Genomic DNA, 16,042 nt, shown 5'->3' on the forward strand with positions numbered 1-16,042 from the left:
TTATTGCCCTTCGGAACATGCTGCGTTGCGCAAGGCACGGGTTAACAGTCCGCAGAAAACAATCAAAATCGCCCATCCGGCAAAGAAATAGACAAACAGGATCGGCAGCCCGAATACCATGCCATCAAGGGAAAACATCCCGACCAGTGGCGGTATCCACAAAAAAAGAGCTGCGAGCGTCAAGGCAAGAGCGCGTTCTGTAAGTCTTCGCGGTGATGAGATGGGAAGTTCTCCTGATTGCGGGGCGTTGGCTTGTTTCTTGACGGGTTACTGAGCCGCCCGTTCAAGCAAGGCGCGAACGCGCGAGACAACGTCGCGGGTGGAAAACGGTTTGGTCACAAAATCATCCACACCAAGCTCAAGACCCTTGCGGCGGTCGACTTCGCGTGTTTTGGCCGTCAGCATCATGATGGGGATCAATCTGGTGTTGGTGTCGTTGCGTACAGCGCGCACGACTTCAAACCCGTCGCAGCCGGGCATCATCACGTCCAGAAGAACCATATCTGGAACATCGCGGGCAATCATGGCGATCGCGGATTGGCCATCTGTGGCCACGCGCACATCATAGCCTTCTTTTTCCATAAGAAAGCTTAGCGATTCGACAATGGTTTCCTCATCTTCAGCAATCAGGACCTTTGGTCTGGCATTCAAAGGACTCTCTCCCCGATTTTTCTGATTCTTATAGTAGTTATCGTATCTGTTAATTTATCAAATTATAATGCTACTTTGGGTGATGGCAAATCTGGTGGATTTGTCCTGCGGCTCGCAGGAGATCCATAGCGGCTCGCCTAGGGTCTTCCGTCGGCGGTATCTGACATTTCATAGGCACGTTGTGCGCAATCATCGCGCGGGCACTGGCGGCAAGCAATCCCGACCGGTACAGCTGAGCCCGTGCGTTCAAGCGGCAGGGCATCGGCATAGATGACCTCGTTTGCAAACGCTGTGTCGCACCCGATCATGACCGAATGCACCGATTGCGGGGTGCCATATCCACCCGCACCCGACCGCAAGGCACGCGCGACAAACAGATATTCGCTGTTATCTGGCAGGCGGACAAATTGTGAAATTACCCGTTCTGGCGCTAGATAGGCCTCATGTACGGCCCAGCGCGGGCACGCACCGCCATAGCGCGGCAATTGCAGACCGGATGCCGAAAAGCGTTTTGAAATATTCCCGGCAATGTCGGTCCGGATCAGGTGGAACGGAATGCCTTCTGCGCCGGGGCGACGCAATGTCGTCAGCCGGTGACAGATTTGCTCCCAGCTTGCGGCATAGCGTTGCTGCAAAAGTTCGATGTCATGGCGAAGATCATGAGCATCTGCCAGGAACGCATCATAGGGCAGGACAAGGGCAGCAGCACAATATGAGATCAGTGCTTCATAGGCGCGCGCCCGCCCGGCGTCACTGCTGATACTGGCCCCCTCAAGAACCGCATTTACCGCATCCCTTGCTTCAAGCTGACAGATGACCCGGGCGGCCTGAAAGCGTGCCGATGTGATGGCAAGGGCGCGCGAGATGCGCAATGTCCGTTCTGTGCTGTCCCACTGATATCCGTTGGTCGCAAAGATGTTCGAAGGCAGGCGTTCAACCCTGATATCATGCTCGCTTTCGAGATAATTGATCAGATCCGTCAGATACAAACCGCCATCAGGATCAATTCCGGGGCGCATTTCGGCAGCCTTGTCTTCAAGGGTCGGGAAATAGTTGGCATTGTCATACAAAAGATCATCAACTTCCTCGGCGGGATTGTTGGCCGGACGTCCGGCGCTTCCGCGTTCGAGGAAATTGAAAATTTCGGCGGCTGATTCCTCAAGCCGATGGGATTCCTTGACCAGTGTCGCATTGAACCGTGCGCGCTGTTCGGGTGACAGATTGTCATAATCATCGAAGATTTCAGCAACAGTTCGGATCGATGTGATCCGGGTCAGGATTGAATGGCTGGCCTCGGTCAGGAACGGGTCGTGACTTAGGCGTTCGGAAAGGGCATCCACTTCATCAAGGCCACTGCGATAGGCCCGGTAAAGGGCCAAAAAGGCGCTGATCATCCCCGGAGCAGCGGCGATCATGGCCGGGAATTCCCGGTTTTCGATCGGGGTGTTGTAGAAAACCGGGTCTGATGCGGCTTCGCTCAGATCGGCAAGTAGTCGTCCTTCCTCGGAGCCTGACAATGTATGCGGGTGAATTTCCAGAACGGCTGCAATCCGCATCAGCAAACCCCCGCCGATGGAACGCCGGTTATGTTCGATCAGATTAAGATAGCTTGCTGAAATTCCCGCGGCCTTGGCCAGGGCATTCTGGGTCATGCCGATGTCTTTTCGTCGTCCGCGAATGCGGTGTCCGATCGGGGCCTGACGAGACATGCTGTGACCTCATTATTGACAAAATTTACAAATTTTCACTCGTTGCGCCAGTATCTTTACAAAAAAAATGTTACATATCAACTACGTGTTGATTCATTTTCAGAACATCCCCCTGTTTTGACAGGTCATGAAAAAAATTAACCAGAAAACAGACCTCAGATTTCTCTGAAACAGATCCCAAGACATTGGGGAGGAAAACCATGTCGGAGACTAAAAATACCCGAAATGTATCTCGTCGTACGGTCCTGAAGGGCACTGCTGCGACCACCGGTGCTGCCCTGATCGGCGGTACTTTCCCGATGCATTTCATCAAGAATGCCCATGCCCAGACTTTCCGTGGCGATCCGGGCAATGCCAGCAGCGTGAAACTCGGCTTTAACGTACCGCAGACCGGTCCGTATGCCGACGAGGGTGCTGACGAATTGCGTGCCTATCAGCTTGCGGTCAAGCACCTGAACGGTGAAGGCGATGGCGGGATGCTCAACACGATCAAGCCGCTTCAGCTCAAGGGGAACGGTATTCTCGGCAAAAAAGTCGAGTTCGTGACAGGTGATACGCAAACCAAGTCGGATGCCGCACGTGCATCGGCCAAGCGTATGATTGAAAAAGACAATGTTGCAATGATCACCGGTGGTTCGTCATCGGGTGTGGCTGTTGCCGTTCAGGGTCTTTGTCAGGAAATGGGCGTCATCTTCATGGCGGGTCTGACCCACTCGAACGACACCACCGGCAAGGATAAAAAGCGTTATGGCTTCCGCCACTTCTTTAACGCTTACATGTCCGGTCAGGCAATTGCGCCGGTTCTTCTGGATGAATATGGCGCAGAACGCCGCGCCTATCACCTTACCGCCGATTACACCTGGGGCTGGACCCAGGAAGAGTCGATCAAGGCCGCGACCGAGAATATTGGCTGGGAAACCGTCAATACCGTCCGTACCCCGGTTGGTGCAGGTGACTTCTCCCAGTACATCACTCCGGTTCTGAATTCCGGCGCTGACGTCCTGATCCTGAACCACTATGGCAAGGACATGGTCAACTCGCTGACGCAGGCCGTTCAGTTCGGTCTGCGCGACAAGATGGTCAATGGCAAGCAGTTCGAAATCGTCGTTCCGCTGTATTCCCGTCTGATGGCACAGGGTGCCGGTGACGCTGCCAAGGGCATCCTTGGTACCACCAACTGGCACTGGTCGCTGCAGGATCCGGGTTCGCAGGCCTTTGTCAAATCGTTTGGTCAGGAATACGGCTTCCCGCCGTCCCAGGCTGCACACACCTGCTATGTCCAAGCGCTGCTTTATGCAAACGCCTGCGAAATGGCCGGTACCTTTGCACCTTGGGAAGTCATCAAACAGCTCGAAGGGTTCGAGTTCGATGGCGCGGGCAACGGTCCGACCCTCTATCGTGCAGAAGACCACCAGTGCTTCAAGGATGTTCTGGTCGTGCGTGGTAAAGAAAACCCGCAGTCCAACTTCGACCTTCTTGAAGTCGTCAAAGAAGTGCCGCGTGCACAGGTTGAGTATCCGGCCGACATGTTCGGCGGGGAGCTTGGCCCGTATCAGGTCTGATACAGCCAAATTGATGCAAGCAGGGCCGACCATCTCCCAATGGTCGGCCCGTTTGCCCTCTGGCCCCGGCCTATACGACTTTTGACTAAGTCCCTTACGAATACGCGGCGGATAACTGATGGACGCTATATTTCTTCAAATTCTTAATGGTCTGGACAAGGGCGGCGCCTATGCGCTGATCGCGCTTGGTCTGACTCTGGTGTTCGGCACGCTCGGCGTGGTGAACTTTGCGCATGGTGCCATCTTCATGATGGGTGCCTTTTGTGCGGTTACGGTCGAAAAACTTCTGACCCTGTCTGTTCGGGTCAGGGACGAGTCTGTGACCTTCTTTGAAGCCTACAAGGAAACGCCTTATCTCGAAGTGTGGTTTGGCGATACCGGCACGGCAATCATTGACTGGTCTGTACCGCTTTCGATCATTCTGGCGATACCCGTGATGCTGTTGATCGGCATCGTGATGGAACGCAGTCTGATCCGCTATTTCTACAAGCGTCCTCATGCCGAGCAGATCCTTGTGACCTTTGGTCTTGCCATCGTTTTGCAGGAACTGATCAAATCCTTCTTTGGTGCCAATCCGCTGCCGCAAGGCGCACCCGATATTGTCGCTGGTTCCGCCGCAATCGGCGCTGTGTTCGGTCTTGGGGATGCGGTCGTCTATCCCTGGTGGCGCCTGATCTATCTGGCCTTCTCGCTTCTGACCATCGGACTTGTCTTCTCGTTCTTGCATTTCACGACCTATGGGATGGTGGTGCGCGCAGGGATGGCTGACCGCGAAACGGTCGAACTGCTTGGAATCAATATTGAACGCCGGTTTACGATTGTGTTTGGCATTGCAGCCGTGGTTGCAGGTCTTGCCGGGGTTATGTACACGCCTGTCCTGCCACCGGATTATCATCTGGGCATGGACTTCCTTGTATTGTCATTTGTTGTGGTGGTCGTCGGGGGCATGGGCTCGTTGCCCGGTGCGGTTCTCGCAGGGTTCCTGCTGGGTATCTTGCAATCCTTCTCGTCGATGACCGAGGTGAAGGACATCTTCCCGGGTATTGACCAGATCATCATTTATCTAGTTGCCGTCGTCATTCTGCTGACCCGCCCGCGCGGTCTGATGGGTCGTCGTGGCGTGATGGAGAGCTAAAATGACAAACACAAAAATCGTCTCCCCAAAGCAGGACCTCATCTATATGGCGATCCTGTCGGCAGTGGTCCTGACCATGCCGATCTGGTTGCAGCCATTTGGTGCGGCCTATCCCGACCTGATGCAGAAATTCATGATCTTTGGCATCTTTGCCATCGGCTATAACATTCTGTTTGGTCTGACCGGCTATCTGTCCTTTGGTCACGCGGCCTTTCTGGGGGTTGGTTCCTATACCGCCGTCTGGTCGTTCAAGCTGTTGTCGATGAATGTCATCCCGGCGTTGATTTTCGGAACGGTTCTGTCGGGACTGTTTGCGTTGGCCATCGGGTTTGTGTCCCTGCGTCGTTCGGGCATCTATTTCTCGATCCTGACGCTGGCCTTTGCGCAGATGTCCTATAATCTGGCCTACTCGGTTCTCACCCCGATCACCAATGGTGAAACCGGTTTGCAGCTGACACAGGGTGATCCGCGTGTGCTTGACCGTATGTCGGGTATTGAGGCGAATGCGTCTCTTCCGACCCCGAACCTGTTCGGGATCGAGGGGGTAGGCTATTCCGGTTTCTATATCTGTGCGGCCCTTTTGCTGATTTCGTTCTTCATCTATCTGCGCATCTTCCGTTCGCCCTTCGGGTTGAAGCTGCGTGCGATCAAGTCGAACCAGAACCGTATGGGTTATACCGGCTTTAGCACACGTCCCTATCTGATGACCGCCTTTGTCATTTCGGGCATGTATGCCGGTCTTGCCGGATCGCTTCTGGCGGTGACGGATCCGCTGGCCGGTGCTGAACGCATGCAATGGACGGCATCGGGCGAGGTTGTTCTGATCACCATTCTTGGTGGTGTCGGCACCCTTATCGGTCCGCTGCTCGGTGCGGGGATCATCAAGTATTTTGAAAATATCTTCTCGGCCTTTAACGAGACGGTCCTTCTCAATGCGTTTTCATTCCTGCCTGATTGGCTGGCTCATCCGGTCGCCTCTGTGGTCGGGCTGTTTGTCGGCGAAGGCTGGCATCTGACCCTTGGTCTTGTCTTCATGCTGATCGTGATCTTCCTGCCAGGGGGCATCATGGAAGGCATCAGCCGCCTCTGGCGACTGGTAACCCGACGCAACAAGGCCGAACCGGTCGCCGGGACACATGAAAACAAAGAAAAAGAACAAGCATCGGCGGGGGAGGTCTGATCCATGTCCGAATACATTCTTGATGTCACTGACGTCGACAAGAACTTTGGCGGACTGCGCGCCCTTTCCGACATCAACCTTCGGGTCAAGAAAGGCACAGTTCACGCGATTATCGGACCAAACGGTGCAGGTAAATCGACACTGCTGAACGTCATTGTCGGGCGTCTGGCCCCGAACCGTGGTCGGGTGTTGCTGGGTGATCAGGTTTTGACGGGCAAGGAGCCCCACGAAATCAACCAGCTTGGTGTTGCCCGCGTGTTCCAGACGCCGGAAATCTTCCCGGAACTGTCGCTTTTGCAAAATGTGATGGTCCCGGCCTTTGCCAAACGTGAAGGCATCTTCAAGATGAACTTCATCAAAAGCCTGTTTGCGGAAAAGGAAGTGCGCGAACATGCCGAGCATCTTCTTGATGATGTCGGGCTGATTTCGCAAAAGGACAATATTGCCGGTTCGATGTCGCGCGGTGACAAACGCCGTCTGGAACTTGCAATGTGTCTTGGGCAACAGCCCAAGCTGTTCCTTCTTGACGAACCGACCGCCGGTATGGCCCGTCATGATACCAACCGCACGATTGATCTTCTTAAACGGATCAAGGAACGCGGCATGACCAAGGTCATTATCGAACATGACATGCATGTTGTGTTCAGTCTGGCTGACCGCATCAGTGTACTGGCTCAGGGGGCGATCATTTGCGAAGGCACGCCCGAAGAAGTGCGCAATGATCCACGTGTCAAGGAAGCCTATCTCGGAGGGGAATCAGAATGAACGCGCTACCAAAACAGGAACCTGTACGTAGACAGGGTGGCGATCCGGCATTTTTCTCGGTCTATGATATCCATGCCTATTACGGTGAAAGCTACATCGTTCAGGGGCTTTCCTTTGACATCCGCGAGGGCGAAATCCTTGCCCTTCTCGGACGTAACGGGGCGGGGAAGACATCGACCCTTCGCACCCTTGCGCGAATGGGTGACCCGGAACTCAAACATGGTGAAATCTGGCTTGATCACCAGCCGCTGCACAAGATGAAGGCCTGGCAGGCTGCGCGCATTGGTGTGCAGCTTGTCCCTGAAGACCGCCGGATCATTCCGGGCATGACGGTGCAGCAAAACCTGGAACTGGCCCAGATCGCCGAGCCGATTGGCTGGTCAGTCGAACGCATTTACGAGCTGTTCCCGCGTCTTGGCGAAAGGGCGGAACAGGAGGCCATCACGCTTTCGGGCGGCGAACAGCAGATGCTGGCGATCGGCCGTGCGTTGGCGCGTGACATCAAGATTTTGCTCCTTGATGAGCCCTATGAAGGCTTGGCGCCAGTGATCGTTCAGGAAATCGAAAAGACGCTTCAGAACGTCAAGAAACTGGGCATCACCACCATCATTGTCGAACAGAACGCGATTGCGGCCCTGAAACTGGCAGACCGTGCCATCATCATGGATAGCGGCGAGATCGTCTTTGACGGGACGGCGCAGGCTGTTCTGGATGATGCCGAACTGCGTGATCAGTATCTGGCAATCTAGATCTTGGGACAGGGGGGGCGTCTCCGAAGCTTTGTTGTAAGGGGGGCTTCGGGACAGATGAGGCCGTGCCTTTTGGGCGCGGCCTTTTCCCTTTTTAAGTGTCTATGCCGACGGCCAGCCCCTCGAAATCCTTAAGAACATTAAGCACAATCGATGTTTTCACATGCTGGACCGAATCATGAGGCAAAAGCACTTCATTGACGAAATGCGACAATGCGGCAAGGTCCCTGGTCGCGACTTTCAGGTGGTAGTCCATTTCGCCGGTCAGTGAAAAGGCCTCAAGCACTTCAGGCAGATCGGCCAGCAATCTTGCAAACCGTTTGGCATTGTCGCGGTTATGGGTGGCAAGGGTCACCGAAATCACCACAAGCAGTCCCAGCCCCATCTTCTGACGGTCGATATCGGCGCGATATCCCCTGATCACCTTGTCTTCTTCAAGGCGGGCACGCCGGCGTGAACATTGCGATGCCGACAGCCCGATCCGCTCGGACAGGTCATTGTTGGTCAGGCGCCCGTCCTTTTGCAATTCTGCAAGCAGTTTAAGGTCTATTCGATCAAGTTGCATCTTTTCCGCGTCCAAATGTGGATTGATGCATGATGTGTGCAATCATTTGCAGAAATCAACCCAAAATGCACGCACGTTGCATGCGGTTTGGCGCACGATTGGGACATAACAAGAATTCGAATAATTCCAGTAATTCGAATGTTTCAATCAAAGGAGACTTCCGATGGGTCCGTTCCCCCATGACGCCCCCCGTGCCACCATCAGTGATGAAAACCCTGCCGGAACTGACGGGTTCGAGTTCGTCGAATTCGCCCATGAAGATGCGCAAAAACTCGAAACCCTGTTTGAGCGCATGGGCTATAGCCCGGTTGCCCGGCATAAAACCAAAAACATCACCGTCTGGCGTCAGGGCGATATCAACTACATCCTCAATGCCGAGCCGACCTCACACGGCATGAAATTTGTTGAAAAACACGGCCCCTGCGCACCGTCGATGGCATGGCGCGTGGTGGATGCAAAGCATGCCTTTGATCATGCCGTATCGAAGGGGGCGGAACCCTATTTGGGTGACGATAAAAGCATTGATGTCCCGGCGATTGTCGGGATTGGCGGATCGCTTCTGTATTTCATCGACAAATATGGTGAAACCGGTTCGGCCTATGACGCGGAATTCGAATGGCTTGGCGAACGCGATCCCAGGCCCGAAGGTGTTGGCTTCTATTATCTCGATCACCTGACCCATAACGTCTATCGCGGCAATATGGATAAATGGTGGGACTTCTATCGCGACCTGTTCGGGTTCAAGCAGATCCACTTCTTTGACATTGCCGGTAAAATCACCGGTCTGGTCAGCCGTGCGATCACATCCCCCTGTGGCAAAATCCGCATTCCGCTTAATGAATCGACCGATGACAAAAGCCAGATCGAAGAATACTTACGCAAATACAAGGGCGAAGGTATTCAGCATATCGCGGTGGGTACCGATGGCATCTATGACGCCACCGACAAGCTTGCGGCCAATGATCTGAAATTCATGCCCGGTCCGCCGGAAACCTATTACGAAAAGTCCCGTGACCGCGTCCATGGCCATGATGAACCGATCGAGCGGATGAAAAAGCATGGCATCCTGATTGACGGCGAAGGTGTCGTTGATGGCGGGATGACCAAAATCCTGCTTCAGATTTTCTCGAAAACCGTGATCGGCCCGATCTTCTTTGAGTTTATCCAGCGCAAAGGCGACGAAGGCTTTGGCGAGGGCAACTTCCGTGCCCTGTTTGAAAGCATCGAAGAAGACCAGATCCGTCGCGGTGTTCTGAAAGTTGATGCTGCGGAATAGGTCCGCCAACCCCATATCCAGTTCAGGACCGCGTTTCGCGCGGTCCTGACGGTTTGTTGCCATCGCATCGTTTTTGTCGCATTTGGGTTATCGCCATGCTTGATAAACCGACCCGTGATCCGGTCGCCGCGACCGTTGATCAAGCCGATCTGAAATATATGTCCGGTTTCGGCAATGATTTTGAAACCGAAAGCCTGCCCGGTGCCTTGCCACAAGGGCAGAACAGCCCGCAAAAATGTGCCTACGGGCTTTATGCCGAACAGCTTTCCGGTTCGCCCTTTACCGCGCCACGCGGGACCAATGAACGGTCCTGGCTCTATCGTATCCGGCCCAGTGTCAAACATAATGGCCGCTTTAGCGCCATTGATCGACCTCACTGGAAAACAGCACCCTGCCTGAATGATCACAGTCTTGCGCTGGGGCAATTGCGCTGGGACCCGGTGCCGATGCCAAAGGACGCAACCGATTTCATTTCGGGCATGCGGACCATCACGACTGCGGGTGATGTCATGACCCAGACCGGCATGGCAAGCCATGTCTATGTCTGCAATGCCGATATGGTCGATGATTATTTCTTCAATGCCGATGGCGAACTTCTGATCGTGCCCGAAAGCGGCACGCTTCGGATATTTACCGAACTTGGCATCATGGATGTCGAACCGCTTGAAATCGCGCTGATCCCGCGCGGGATGATGTTTAAGGTCAGCATCCTTGAGCCCGGGATTGAGGGGGGCGCGCGTGGTTATGTCTGCGAAAATTATGGTGCGAAATTCACGCTGCCTGACCGCGGGCCGATTGGGGCGAACTGCCTTGCCAATCCGCGTGATTTCAAAACACCCGTGGCGGCCTATGAGGATAAGGAAACCCCGTGTCGGGTGCAGATAAAATGGTGTGGTCAGTTCCATGAAACAGATATCGGCCATTCACCGCTCGACGTGGTTGCCTGGCATGGCAATTACACCCCGTTCAAATATGATCTTCGGACCTTCTCGCCGGTCGGCGCGATCCTGTTTGACCATCCCGATCCGTCAATTTTCACCGTACTGACCGCCCCCACCGACGAGGCCGGAACGGCCAATGTTGATTTCGTGATCTTCCCGCCGCGCTGGATGGTGGCCGAACATACATTCCGCCCGCCATGGTATCACCGAAACATCATGTCCGAATTCATGGGCCTGATTTGCGGGCAATATGATGCCAAGGAAAAGGGATTTGTTCCCGGCGGCATGAGTTTGCACAACATGATGCTGGCCCATGGTCCTGATGCCTTCGGGTTTGACAAGGCATCCAATGCCGAACTGGGGCCACAGAAGCTTGATGGCACCATGGCGTTTATGTTCGAAACCCGTTTCCCGCAGCAACTGACCAGATTTGCCGCCGAGCTTGAAAGCCTTCAGGATGATTATCTTGATTGCTGGTCCGGGCTTGAGCGCAAGTTTGATGGCACCCCCGAAGGCCGCAAATAAAGGCAAAATACCCACATGAAACTCGCAACTCTTAAAAACGGTACCCGCGACGGACAGCTTGTTCTGGTGACCCGCGATCTCGAATTTTATGTCGATGCCAGCGCCATTGCGCCAACCCTTCAGGCCGCCCTAGATAACTGGGCGGTGATTGCCCCGCGCTTGCAGGAACTTTCTGACGAGGTCGAAGCAGGCTCGACGATTGCCAAACGCATCAGGCTTGATGTGACCAAGCTCCATTCACCCTTGCCGCGTGCCTATCAGTGGGCGGACGGGTCGGCCTATGTCAATCATGTGGAACTGGTGCGCAAGGCCCGCGGGGCCGAGATGCCGCAAAGTTTCTGGACTGATCCGCTGATGTATCAGGGCGGATCTGATAATTTTCTGGGCCCGCGTGATGATATCCTGATGGCCGATGCCGCATGGGGTATCGATATGGAAGGCGAAATTGCTGTCATCACTGATGATGTCCCGATGGGGGCAAGCCTTGATCAGGCCGGCAAAGCCATTCGCCTGATCATGCTGGTCAATGATGTGTCTCTGCGCGGTCTGATCCCCGGTGAACTGGCCAAGGGGTTCGGCTTTTTCCAGTCCAAACCGTCTTCGGCCTTTTCGCCGGTTGCGGTGACCCCTGACGAGCTTGGCGATGCCTGGGATGGGGGGAAAGTTCATTTGCCCCTTCATGTTGATCTTAATGGCAAGCCTTTCGGTCGTGCCAATGCCGGGATTGATATGACCTTTGATTTTGCACAGCTGGTTGCCCATGCCGCGCGCACCCGTCCGCTTGTGGCGGGCACCATCATCGGATCGGGCACGGTATCGAACAAACTTGATGGCGAACCGGGCAAGCCTGTGGATCAGGGCGGGGCGGGATATTCCTGTATTGCGGAAATCCGCATGATCGAAACCATCCAGACTGGAGCCGCGTCAACGCCGTTTCTGAATTTTGGGGATCAGGTCAAAATTGAAATGTTCGGTGCGGATGGCCGATCAATCTTTGGCGCGATTGATCAGACTGTGCGCCAATACAAGATGTGATGGCCGGTCATGAGCGACGTGATCCTCTATGACTATTGGCGATCTTCGGCCAGTTACCGGGTGCGGATTGCGCTTGGGCTTGTGAATATTCCCTACCGGACGGTGCCGATTGATTTGCTGGCCGGTATTCACAAGATCCCCGATTTTCTCAAGCGCAATCCGCAGGGACTTGTCCCCGCCCTTGAGATTGACGGCATCATGATGACCCAGTCTTTGTCGATCATCGAATATCTTGATGAAACCCGACCGGGGCAGGGATTGTTGCCCACCGACACTTTGGGGCGGCAGCGCGTGCGCGCGCTATCGCATGCCATTGCCATGGATATTCACCCCATTTGTAATCTGGGCGTGGTGGGCCATGTCATGGATATGGTATCCGCCCATGGCGAAGACCCCGATGCCACGCGGCTTGACTGGATGGCAAAATATATCGGGGGTGGTTTGGCCGGGTTCGAGGCGATGTTGGCAAAGGGCGGTGCCGGAGCTGACGTTGGAGCTGGTGCGGTCAGCAGCGATTTCTGTCATGGCAGCCGCCCGTCGATGGCTGATATCTGCCTGATTCCGCAGCTTTATAATGCCCGCCGCTGGAATGTGAGCCTTTCTCACTTTCCACGAATAAGGGCGATTGAACGAAATTGCGCATCCATTGATGCCTTCGCCAATGCCCATCCCGACAAATGCCCGCGCTAGGCGTGCTGGCGCCTAGACACCAATCGCCATGCCATCACTGCGTGGATCATGGGCACCATCGACAAAGCCGTCTTCATCAATGCGGATGATCCCGGCCTGACCGGCAAGGGCGCTTTGTGCTTCAATCGCGCGCAGGATATGGCCGCGTTCCGACAGCGTGTCGAACACGGCATCCCCGGCATCGACTTCAAGTTTCAGACTGTCATTGGTATCGGAAAATGTCTTGCCGAGCAGGAAGCGCGGCTTTGCCAGTGCTTCTGCCGGGGAAAGGCCGAAATCTAGCACACGGGTCAGCAGCATCGCCAATGTCTGTGGCTGTCCGTCAGCCCCTTGGGTACCATACAGCAAATGCGGCTTGCCGTTCCTAAGCGCCAGTCCGGGATTAAGCGTATAGAACGGGCGTTTGCCGGGTTTGTAGCTGTTTGGGTGGCCGGGCCTGGTGGTGAACGCGGCACCCCGGTTTTGCCAGACGATGCCGGTATCGCCCGCGACAACCCCGCTGCCCCAATCGAAATAGGTACTTTGCAGAACGCTTGCCGAGTTCCCGTTTGCATCTTTGGCGGCAAGGAAAACCGTATCGCCATGGCGGAACGGGTGGGGCCAGTCCATGGCCTGCGACGGGGAAATGTTGCCCGCAGCACTTTGCAGTTTGGCAGGATCAAGCATGGCGGTGAAATCATCCAGTGCAAAATCCGGATCGCCAATCTGATCACGTTCAAGAAATGCCTGCTTGATGGCCTCGACCACCAGATGGAAATGATCAGCATCGCCTTCGGCCCAGTTCTTGGCACCGAGTTCGCGCAAGACCCCCATCGTCATCAGGGTCGCCAATCCTTGCGTCGGGGCAGGCGGGGCAAACAGGGTGACATCGCCATATTCAAGGGATACCGCATCAGCCGTCCGGGTGCGGGTTTTGGCAAGATCAGCAGCGGTGATCGGCGAGCCGACCGCAGACAGTCCGGCAATGATCCGCCCGGCAAGTTCGCCTTCATAAAAGTCGCGCGCACCGTTTTGGGCAATCAGTTTCAGGCTTTCGGCCAGTTGCGGCTGATAGAACATCTCACCCGCCACCGGCATCTTGCCATTGGGGGCAAAGATATCGGTAAAGCCCGGCCAGTTGGCGATGTCTTCCTTGCGGAAATCAAGCCAGAAGCATTGCGATGCACTGATCGGAAAGCCGTTTTCGGCAAGACTGATGGCAGGCGCAATCAGATCGGCCAGTTTCTTGTTCCCACCCCAATGTTTGGCGGAGTGATCAAGGGCATGTTGCCAGGAATCAACCGTGCAGGCCGTGGTCAGGGTCGAACCCGGACCGCGCAGCGGGATCGGTTTGCCAGCATCGGCAAAACTGCCGGGATTTTGAGCCGCCTGTCCGATACCCATAAACGATTGCACATTGCCCGATCCGTCCGAAACCATCCAGACCGCGTCACCGCCAATGCCGCAGAAATGCGGGTATGTTACTGCTAGCATCGCAGCGGTTGCGACCACGGCCTCTATCGCGGTTCCGCCATCACGGAGCACTGCGGCCCCGGCTTCGCTTGCCGCAGTGCTTGGGCTTGTGATCATGGCGCGGTGCATTTTGGTCGATACTTCTTTATCGGACATGGTCATGAATTCTTTCAGCAATTCGGAATGCAATGCGATGCGGAGCAGGTAAAGTCGGATCAGCTGTGGCGAAATTGCATGCAATCAATTATACAAACGCAAACAGTTTATTGTATGCACCATAAAAATTGGCGGTCGGGATGAAGGCGGCGGACAAGGCAAAACATCGTACGGACATGATCAGTTCGGCATTGCGTTCGGCCATTCTTGAACGCGTCCTGATGCCCGGCATGAAATTGCCCGAAGATTCCCTTGGCGAACGGTTCGGTGTCAGCCGTACCCTTATTCGTCAGTCGCTTGAACGGCTTGCCGCCGAAGGATTGGTCGAGCTTCGTCGCAACAAAGGTGCTATGGTTGCCAAACCAAGCCTTGAAGAAGCACGCGATCTTTTTGAATTGCGCACCCAGATCGAAGACCTTGTGATCAGTCGCGTCATCAAGAATATGACCCCCGAACTTCTGGCCGAACTTGAAGCCCATCTGGCCAAGGAGGTCGAGGCCGAACACGCATCCGAACCGATTTCGATCCGCCTTGCCACCGAATTTCACATCTTGCTGGCCAAGCTTTCGGGAAGCCCGGTTTTGCTGCGCTATGTCGAGGAAATCGGATATCGCTGCGGCTTGACACTGTCGCTCTATGCGCGTCCGCATTCGACGGATTGCGGCATTCAGGAACACCGCCAGATCATCGAAGCCCTGTCCAACGGTGACGAGGAAGCCGCGCGCAAACTGATGCGCCATCACCTGACGGCGGTGGCTGATCGTGCGTTGTTCACAACCGAGGAACGCGGTCCGCTTTTGTATCTGGATGCGCTTGAACCCTATGCCCGAAAAGTGCGCGACGGCGGGGCATAACGCAACAGTGCGCGCGCGCACATAATCACCTGCCCGCAAGAGCAGGCGATTGGCGTTCCGGATCAGGTTCGGGTCACGCGGGTAAAAATACGTGCGCTGCATGTCTGGCGGGATCAGGCCTTGATGCCTTTACGCACCAGAATGCGTTCCGCACTTTCATTCCAGACATCCATTTTGATGATCTTGCCGTTTTCAATCACGAAACGGTCCACATAGCGGTTGCCTTCAAATGGCGTTCCGTCGGGCCATTCGCCGTAAAGCCAGCCGGTGCTATAGACCACGGTCTGTCCATTGGTGTGAGCGACATCAAACTGGCCGAACTTCTTTTTCACCCATTTATAACGTGCAGCATTAAAGGCGGTCGTTCCCGATGGATGGTCGTATTTCTGACCATCGGTAAAGGTGATGACCACATCATCTGACATAAAGGTTGCTGCCAGTTCCGGGTCGGGCTTCATCGATGCATCGAGAAATTCGCGCACGGTCTGGGCTTCGGGCGGCAGCGTATCAAGCACATTTGCCGCAGTCTGGTCGGTCATCTGGATATCCTCATTCACTGCGATTGATCTGGGATCAGCATAATACGTAGGCGGAAAATTTGCATGCACTAATTTTATGCAATAATTGCATGCAATTTGCGTATGCATGAGGCAAATGACTTTTGAGAAATGATACGAAATTCCATAAGTATCTGATTTTATGTGATTTTGATTCTTGGCACGGGCTTTGCTGCAATGCGGTGGCTGTTCGGCGCGTATCGTGAAACTGCGACGACCGAATGCGAAGTCACATAATCA

The 16,042-nt window shown here is 54.8% G+C and carries 16 protein-coding genes; 10 read left to right on the forward strand and 6 right to left on the reverse strand.

Features of this window, described 5'->3' with window-relative positions; translation table 11 throughout:
- The 3 genes from TH30_RS21985 to TH30_RS11040 form a co-directional block, all read right to left on the reverse strand.
- Positions 1-183 (reverse strand): hypothetical protein, encoded by a 183-nt coding sequence (locus TH30_RS21985; RefSeq protein WP_147251979.1) that lies wholly within the window; start codon positions 181-183, stop codon positions 1-3.
- An 84-nt stretch (positions 184-267) separates the two neighbouring features.
- Complete coding sequence (locus TH30_RS11035; RefSeq protein ID WP_258548689.1) at positions 268-651, reverse strand: response regulator transcription factor; 384 nt, start codon at positions 649-651, stop codon at positions 268-270.
- 137 nt (positions 652-788) lie between these two features.
- On the reverse strand, positions 789-2,360 hold the full coding sequence (locus TH30_RS11040; protein WP_114098152.1) for a helix-turn-helix domain-containing protein: 1,572 nt from the start codon (positions 2,358-2,360) through the stop codon (positions 789-791).
- Between the two features lie 200 nt (positions 2,361-2,560).
- On the opposite strand from TH30_RS11040, the gene TH30_RS11045 reads away from it, so the two are divergent.
- From TH30_RS11045 to TH30_RS11065, 5 genes are all read left to right on the forward strand, one after another.
- Complete coding sequence (locus TH30_RS11045) at positions 2,561-3,922, forward strand: ABC transporter substrate-binding protein (protein WP_114098153.1); 1,362 nt, start codon at positions 2,561-2,563, stop codon at positions 3,920-3,922.
- Between the two features lie 118 nt (positions 3,923-4,040).
- Positions 4,041-5,057, forward strand: coding sequence for a branched-chain amino acid ABC transporter permease (locus tag TH30_RS11050; protein WP_114098154.1), 1,017 nt, complete (start codon positions 4,041-4,043; stop codon positions 5,055-5,057).
- A gap of 1 nt (position 5,058) precedes the next feature.
- Complete coding sequence (locus tag TH30_RS11055; protein ID WP_114098155.1) at positions 5,059-6,237, forward strand: branched-chain amino acid ABC transporter permease; 1,179 nt, start codon at positions 5,059-5,061, stop codon at positions 6,235-6,237.
- A gap of 3 nt (positions 6,238-6,240) precedes the next feature.
- Complete coding sequence (locus TH30_RS11060) at positions 6,241-7,002, forward strand: ABC transporter ATP-binding protein (protein WP_114098156.1); 762 nt, start codon at positions 6,241-6,243, stop codon at positions 7,000-7,002.
- Positions 6,999-7,751: an ABC transporter ATP-binding protein gene (locus TH30_RS11065; protein WP_114098157.1), complete on the forward strand. Its 753-nt coding sequence runs from the start codon at positions 6,999-7,001 to the stop codon at positions 7,749-7,751. The genes TH30_RS11060 and TH30_RS11065 overlap by 4 nt, the downstream gene beginning before the upstream one ends.
- A gap of 94 nt (positions 7,752-7,845) precedes the next feature.
- Here TH30_RS11065 and TH30_RS11070 read toward each other — a convergent pair whose 3' ends face one another.
- Positions 7,846-8,316, reverse strand: coding sequence for an Lrp/AsnC family transcriptional regulator (locus TH30_RS11070; RefSeq protein WP_114098158.1), 471 nt, complete (start codon positions 8,314-8,316; stop codon positions 7,846-7,848).
- 163 nt (positions 8,317-8,479) lie between these two features.
- Between TH30_RS11070 and hppD the strand changes: the two genes are divergently transcribed.
- The 4 genes from hppD to maiA all read left to right on the forward strand — a co-directional run bounded on the left by hppD (position 8,480) and on the right by maiA (position 12,783).
- Positions 8,480-9,592, forward strand: a complete 1,113-nt coding sequence (gene hppD, locus TH30_RS11075; protein ID WP_114098159.1) for a 4-hydroxyphenylpyruvate dioxygenase — start codon at positions 8,480-8,482, stop codon at positions 9,590-9,592.
- A 95-nt stretch (positions 9,593-9,687) separates the two neighbouring features.
- A complete protein-coding gene (hmgA, locus tag TH30_RS11080; RefSeq protein ID WP_114098160.1) occupies positions 9,688-11,058 on the forward strand; it encodes a homogentisate 1,2-dioxygenase in 1,371 nt (456 codons plus the stop codon).
- Between the two features lie 15 nt (positions 11,059-11,073).
- Entirely contained in the window at positions 11,074-12,093 is a 1,020-nt protein-coding gene (locus TH30_RS11085) for a fumarylacetoacetate hydrolase family protein (RefSeq protein ID WP_114098161.1), read from the forward strand.
- 9 nt (positions 12,094-12,102) lie between these two features.
- The gene (gene maiA / locus TH30_RS11090) at positions 12,103-12,783 is read left to right on the forward strand and encodes a maleylacetoacetate isomerase (protein WP_114098162.1); all 681 of its coding nucleotides are present in this window, start codon (positions 12,103-12,105) and stop codon (positions 12,781-12,783) included.
- Positions 12,784-12,795: 12 nt separating this feature from the next.
- On the opposite strand, the gene TH30_RS11095 is transcribed toward maiA, so the two are convergent.
- Positions 12,796-14,391, reverse strand: coding sequence for a gamma-glutamyltransferase family protein (locus tag TH30_RS11095; RefSeq protein WP_220150304.1), 1,596 nt, complete (start codon positions 14,389-14,391; stop codon positions 12,796-12,798).
- Positions 14,392-14,531: 140 nt separating this feature from the next.
- Here TH30_RS11095 and TH30_RS11100 point away from each other — a divergent pair, with 140 nt between their 5' ends.
- Positions 14,532-15,245, forward strand: coding sequence for a GntR family transcriptional regulator (locus TH30_RS11100; RefSeq protein ID WP_114098163.1), 714 nt, complete (start codon positions 14,532-14,534; stop codon positions 15,243-15,245).
- Between the two features lie 113 nt (positions 15,246-15,358).
- On the opposite strand, the gene TH30_RS11105 is transcribed toward TH30_RS11100, so the two are convergent.
- On the reverse strand, positions 15,359-15,784 hold the full coding sequence (locus tag TH30_RS11105) for a nuclear transport factor 2 family protein (protein WP_114098268.1): 426 nt from the start codon (positions 15,782-15,784) through the stop codon (positions 15,359-15,361).
- Between the last annotated feature and the right edge of the window lie 258 nt (positions 15,785-16,042).

This window comes from Thalassospira profundimaris (assembly GCF_003326795.1).
Taxonomy (GTDB): Bacteria; Pseudomonadota; Alphaproteobacteria; order Rhodospirillales; family Thalassospiraceae; genus Thalassospira; species Thalassospira profundimaris_C.

Excerpts from the sequence above, each read along its gene's own strand:
- TH30_RS11085 (WP_114098161.1), top strand. The coding sequence starts at position 11,074 with ATGAAACTCGCAACTCTTAAAAACGGTACCCGCGACGGACAGCTTGTT.
- TH30_RS11045 (WP_114098153.1), top strand. The coding sequence starts at position 2,561 with ATGTCGGAGACTAAAAATACCCGAAATGTATCTCGTCGTACGGTCCTG.
- hppD (WP_114098159.1), top strand. The coding sequence starts at position 8,480 with ATGGGTCCGTTCCCCCATGACGCCCCCCGTGCCACCATCAGTGATGAA.
- TH30_RS11095 (WP_220150304.1), bottom strand. The coding sequence starts at position 14,391 with ATGTCCGATAAAGAAGTATCGACCAAAATGCACCGCGCCATGATCACA.
- hmgA (WP_114098160.1), top strand. The coding sequence starts at position 9,688 with ATGCTTGATAAACCGACCCGTGATCCGGTCGCCGCGACCGTTGATCAA.
- TH30_RS11105 (WP_114098268.1), bottom strand. The coding sequence starts at position 15,784 with ATGACCGACCAGACTGCGGCAAATGTGCTTGATACGCTGCCGCCCGAA.
- TH30_RS11060 (WP_114098156.1), top strand. The coding sequence starts at position 6,241 with ATGTCCGAATACATTCTTGATGTCACTGACGTCGACAAGAACTTTGGC.
- TH30_RS11040 (WP_114098152.1), bottom strand. The coding sequence starts at position 2,360 with ATGTCTCGTCAGGCCCCGATCGGACACCGCATTCGCGGACGACGAAAA.
- TH30_RS11100 (WP_114098163.1), top strand. The coding sequence starts at position 14,532 with ATGAAGGCGGCGGACAAGGCAAAACATCGTACGGACATGATCAGTTCG.
- TH30_RS11070 (WP_114098158.1), bottom strand. The coding sequence starts at position 8,316 with ATGCAACTTGATCGAATAGACCTTAAACTGCTTGCAGAATTGCAAAAG.
- maiA (WP_114098162.1), top strand. The coding sequence starts at position 12,103 with ATGAGCGACGTGATCCTCTATGACTATTGGCGATCTTCGGCCAGTTAC.
- TH30_RS11065 (WP_114098157.1), top strand. The coding sequence starts at position 6,999 with ATGAACGCGCTACCAAAACAGGAACCTGTACGTAGACAGGGTGGCGAT.
- TH30_RS11050 (WP_114098154.1), top strand. The coding sequence starts at position 4,041 with ATGGACGCTATATTTCTTCAAATTCTTAATGGTCTGGACAAGGGCGGC.
- TH30_RS11055 (WP_114098155.1), top strand. The coding sequence starts at position 5,059 with ATGACAAACACAAAAATCGTCTCCCCAAAGCAGGACCTCATCTATATG.